At 71.5% G+C, this 4,632-nt stretch carries 5 protein-coding genes; 2 read left to right on the forward strand and 3 right to left on the reverse strand.

All coding sequences use genetic code 11. The annotated features are described in order from the left end of the window. Positions 1-779 (forward strand): nucleotide disphospho-sugar-binding domain-containing protein (locus AB0C29_RS34535; protein ID WP_360829327.1); only part of this gene is annotated, 779 nt, incomplete at its 5' end. 9 nt (positions 780-788) lie between these two features. Here AB0C29_RS34535 and AB0C29_RS34540 read toward each other — a convergent pair. The 3 genes from AB0C29_RS34540 to AB0C29_RS34550 form a co-directional block, all read right to left on the reverse strand. Beyond that, positions 789-1,538 carry a P-loop NTPase gene (locus AB0C29_RS34540; protein ID WP_360829330.1) on the reverse strand — a complete coding sequence of 250 codons (750 nt, stop codon included), beginning with the start codon at positions 1,536-1,538 and terminating at the stop codon, positions 789-791. 59 nt (positions 1,539-1,597) lie between these two features. Continuing rightward, entirely contained in the window at positions 1,598-2,695 is a 1,098-nt protein-coding gene (locus AB0C29_RS34545) for a branched-chain amino acid aminotransferase (protein WP_360829333.1), read from the reverse strand. 199 nt (positions 2,696-2,894) lie between these two features. After that, positions 2,895-3,926 (reverse strand): 3-isopropylmalate dehydrogenase, encoded by a 1,032-nt coding sequence (locus AB0C29_RS34550; RefSeq protein ID WP_360829338.1) that lies wholly within the window; start codon positions 3,924-3,926, stop codon positions 2,895-2,897. Between the two features lie 357 nt (positions 3,927-4,283). Here AB0C29_RS34550 and AB0C29_RS34555 point away from each other — a divergent pair. Further along, positions 4,284-4,632 (forward strand): hypothetical protein (locus tag AB0C29_RS34555; protein ID WP_360829336.1); only part of this gene is annotated, 349 nt, incomplete at its 3' end.

Genomic DNA, 4,632 nt, shown 5'->3' on the forward strand with positions numbered 1-4,632 from the left:
CCCGCACCGGCGCCCGGCACGCGGTGCACGGCCTCGGTCCCCTGCCGGCCGAGGCCTGGGACTGGTTCGGGGCGCGGCTCAGCGACCTGAGCAGCCAGTGGGAGGTGCCGGACCTGCCGGAAACCATCCTCGACACTCCGTACCTGGACAACTGCCCGCCGGCTCTGCAGGCGGACGCCGTCCGCGCCTTCCGCAACCGCCGGCCGCTGCGCCCGACCTCGGGCGAAGTCCTGCCCGGCGAACGCCTGCCGTGGAACGCGGACGAGCTGCCCTACGAACGCAGCCTGCACCTGACCCTGGGCACACTGTTCTTCGGCGCGACCGACGTCTTCCAGACCGCACTGGCCGGCCTCCGTGATTTGCCGGTCAACGTGCTGGTCACGGCCGGGCCCGGCAGCGACCCGGACCGCTTCGGCCCGCAGCCGGCGAACGTCCGCATCGCCGACTTCGCACCGCACGCCCTGCTGCTGCCGCAATGCGCGGGCCTGGTCACCCAGGGCGGAGCGAGCACGATCGTCGCCGCGCTCTGCCACGGCCTGCCGCACCTGATCCTGCCGCAGGGCGCGGACCAGTTCGCCAACAGCGCGACGGCAGTGGAGGCGGGCGTGGCCTTGGTGGTGCCGCCGGCGGATCTCTCAGTGGAAACGGTTGCGCACACCGCGACCGAGCTGTTGGAGGACACTTCCCTGACGCGCCGGGCCCGGGTCGTTCAGGCCGAGATCAACGGCATGCCCGCCGCCGAGGAAGTCCTGCAGACGCTCCTCGACACACCACGCTGAGCGCGGGCTTCACCCCGCGATGTGTGCTGCCGCGGCGTGCACGACCGGGGCGAGGTCGGCGCCGTCGATCGCCGCGCCGGGCCGGAACGGAAGCCGCGCGAGCCGTTCGACGCCGCCGGCCCAGATGGTGCGATCGTCAGGCGCCGGCGCGTGCAGCTCCGTCTCCGCACCGCAGCAGGGGCACCGGAAGTACGCCATGTTCTCCACCCCGCCCAGCACCGGCGTCCGCACCTCGCGCAGGGTGGTGAGGGCCCGGCCGGTGTCCAGATGGGAGACCTCGGCCGGCGTGACCACCAGGATCGTCGCCACCCGGCCGGCCCCGGACAGCACGCCCTGCTGGGTGAAGCTGATACCGGGCGGCAGATCAACCAGGAGGACCTCGACGTCGCCCCAGGCCGTTTCCCCGATGAGCCGGCCGAGCATGAGGTCGGCCAGGTCGGAACCGAGCGCCAGACCCTGGCCGCCGGCCATCAGGAACCCCGCGGACGCGACCTTGAGGCCGTCCACCTCCATCGCTTCCAGCCCGGAACCGCCGCGGGTCCACCGCGCGAGGGTGACCGACCGGGCCGGCACGTCACGGCGCAGACCGAGCATCCGCGGCACGTCGGGACCGGCGATGTCAGCATCGACCAGCCCGGTCCGATAACCGGCCCGGACCAGCTCGCGCCCGAGCGCGACGGCGATGCTCGACTTGCCCACTCCGCCTTTGCCACTGGCGACGGCGACGATCGGCAGCTGCGTCCGGCCCGGTGTCTCCATGCGGCAACGGTACCGACGGCCAGGGCGGGGACCGCCTCGCGATCCCCGCCACCGGCAACTCAGAGAACTCGGTGCACCCAGCCGAACGGATCCTCGGCCCGGCCCCGCTGGATGTCCACGAGCTGCTGGCGCAGCCCCATGGTGACCTCGCCGGAGCCGCCATCGGCCACGGTGAACTCGCCCTCCGGCGAACGCACAGTGCCGATCGGGGTGATGACAGCCGCGGTGCCACAAGCGAAAGCCTCGCGGATCCGGCCCGAGGCCGCCCCGGAACGCCATTCCTCGAAGCTGACCGGCCGCTCCTCGACCCGGCGCCCGTCCCGCTCCGCCAGCTTGATGACCGAGTCGCGGGTGATGCCGGGCAGGATCGTGCCGGTCAGCGGCGGCGTCGCCAGCGAGCCGTCGTCCAGCACGAAGAACACGTTCATGCCGCCGAGCTCGTCGACGTACTTGCGCTCGACGGCGTCCAGGTAGACCACCTGGTCGCAGCCGTGCTCGATCGCCTCGGCCTGGGCGGAGAGGCCGGCCGCGTAGTTGCCGCCGCACTTCGCCGCGCCCGTGCCGCCGGGCGCCGCCCGGGTGTAGTCGGGCGTGATCCAGACCGTCACCGGCTTGACCCCGCCGCTGAAGTAGGCGCCCACCGGCGAGGCGATCACCAGGTAGAGGTATTCCATCGACGGGCGCACACCGAGGAAGACCTCGCTCGCGTACGCGAACGGGCGCAGGTAGAGGCTGCCCTCGTCGCTCTCCGGGATCCAGCCGCGGTCGATCTTGATCAGCTGGCGCAGGGACTCCAGGAACATCGACTGCGGCAGCACCGGCATGGCCATCCGCTGGGCGGACTGCCCGAAGCGGGCGGCGTTGGCGTCCGGGCGGAACATCGTCACGCCGCCGTCCGCAGTCGTGTAGGCCTTCAGGCCCTCGAAGATCTCCTGCGCGTAGTGCAGCACCGCGGACGCGGGGTCCATCGGGATGGGGGCGCGGGCTTCGACCCGGGGCTCGTACCAGCCTTTGCCCTCCGCATACCGGACGGTGACCATGTGATCGGTGAAGATCCGGCCGAAGCCCGGGTTGGCCAGCAGTGTGGTCCTGTCCGCGTCGCTTACGGGCGCCGGGTTCGGACGGATCTCGAAGTCGAGGTTGTCACCACCACTCATGGCAGTTGACCTGCTTTCTGTCACAAAGAATGAAGAGGTAGCACCCGCAGTGCTCCATGAACTTACCCCGAACGGTCGTTCAAAGCCGACAGCCGGGCAGCGCCCTTCCGACCACCCCGCCACCGGCCCCGGGCCGGACTGAGGACAGCCTTCAGCGACCGCCGTCGCGACGGCGGGATGACGCGGGTGTGAAGGTGAGTCAGGCGGCCGCGGTGGCGGCGACCCGGTCTCCGACCTCGGCGGTACGCAGCGGCGCGCCCGGCGTGCGGGACGCGACCTCGGCCGCGACCGCCTCGGATACTCGGCGGGCCTCGTCGGGGTGCCCGAGATGCTCGAGCAGCAGCGACGCGGAGAGGATGGCGGCCGCCGGGTCGGCGATGCCCTGGCCGGCGATGTCCGGCGCGGAGCCGTGCACCGGCTCGAAGGTCGAGGGGTACTTGCGCTCCGGGTTGACGGAGCCGCTGGCTGCCATGCCGATGCCGCCGGTCACGGCAGCGGCGATGTCGGTGAGGATGTCACCGAAGAGGTTGTCGGTCACCACCACGTCGTAGCGCTGCGGGTTGCTCACCATGAACATGCTCGCGGCGTCGATGTGCTGGTATTCCGTGGTGACGTCGGGGAACTCGGCGGCGACCGCGGCGAAGGTGCGCGCCCAGAGCCCGCCCGCGTGGGTGAGCACGTTCGTCTTGTGCACGAGGGTCAGGTGGCGCCGCTCGCGGCGCTGCGCCCGGCCGAACGCGTCGCGCACGACCCGCTCGACGCCGTGCCGGGTGTTCAGGCTCTCCTCGGTGGCGATCTCGGCGGGGGTGTCCTTGTGCAGGACGCCGCCGGCGCCGACGTAGAGACCCTCGGTGCCCTCGCGGACCACGACCATGTCGATCTCGCCGGGCTTGAGGCCGGCGAGCGGGCTGACCGTGCCGGGCCAGAGCCGGGACGGGCGCAGGTTGACGTACTGGTCGAAGTCGAAGCGGAGCTTGAGCAGCAGGCCACGCTCGAGGACGCCGGGCGGGACGCTGGGGTCACCGATGGCGCCGAGCAGGATGGCGTCGTGCGCGGCCAGCTCGTCCTGGATGGCCTGCGGGAGAACCTCTTTGGTGCGGTTGTAGAAGCGCGCACCCAGGTCGTAGTCGTCGAACTCCGCATCCGGGAGGACGGCCTCGATCACCTTGCGCGCCTGCGCGGTCACCTCGGTCCCGATGCCGTCGCCGGCCACCACCGCGATCCGCGCCACCGTCACGTCCACTCCCTCAGTCGGTCCGACCGCTCGACCTTAGTCCGCCGTCCCGATCACTGACACGGCGGTCCCAGAGTATGGGTGAAGATTCGTTAAGGACCCCGGACGCGAACAACCCCCGTCGATCGCGGCAACGATCGCGGGGGCTGTCACGACAGGTACGCGTGGCTCGCGCCCGCCGGGGGTGCATCCTCCACGCGGAGCGACCACGACAGCATCACCCGAAGACACGGCCATGGAGCCCGCGCGGCAGGACCAACGCTAGCGATGCGGACTAATGTCGCGCAAGACGCATCCCCCGCGTGTCGGGGCGACAACCGGCTTCACCGCCCGGCGGTATGGCACCATGCGCCGGTGAGTTTCGACCTCGTGGTGTGGGCCATGGACAACACGGCCATGCCGGATGACGTGCGTGCCGCGAACGCCCGGTGCGCCCGCGGCGAGCACCCACAGCGCCCCGCCGATCCGCGCGTCGTCGCCTTCTATGACGCCCTGACCAGCAACTACCCCGACCGCGGACCACGCGCGACGCTGCCCGGCACGCCCTGGGCGAGCGCCCCGCTGCACGCCGCGGCGGACCACATCCAGATGCGCCTGGACGAGCAGTGCCCGGACGCGGTGCTCGAGACGATCGAGAAACTGGCCGGCGAGCTCAATCTCGACCTGCTCGACCTCCAGGACGGCACGGTTTATCCGCCCCCGG

This window comes from Actinoplanes sp. NPDC048791, from assembly GCF_040650095.1.
GTDB lineage: Bacteria > Actinomycetota > Actinomycetes > Mycobacteriales > Micromonosporaceae > Actinoplanes.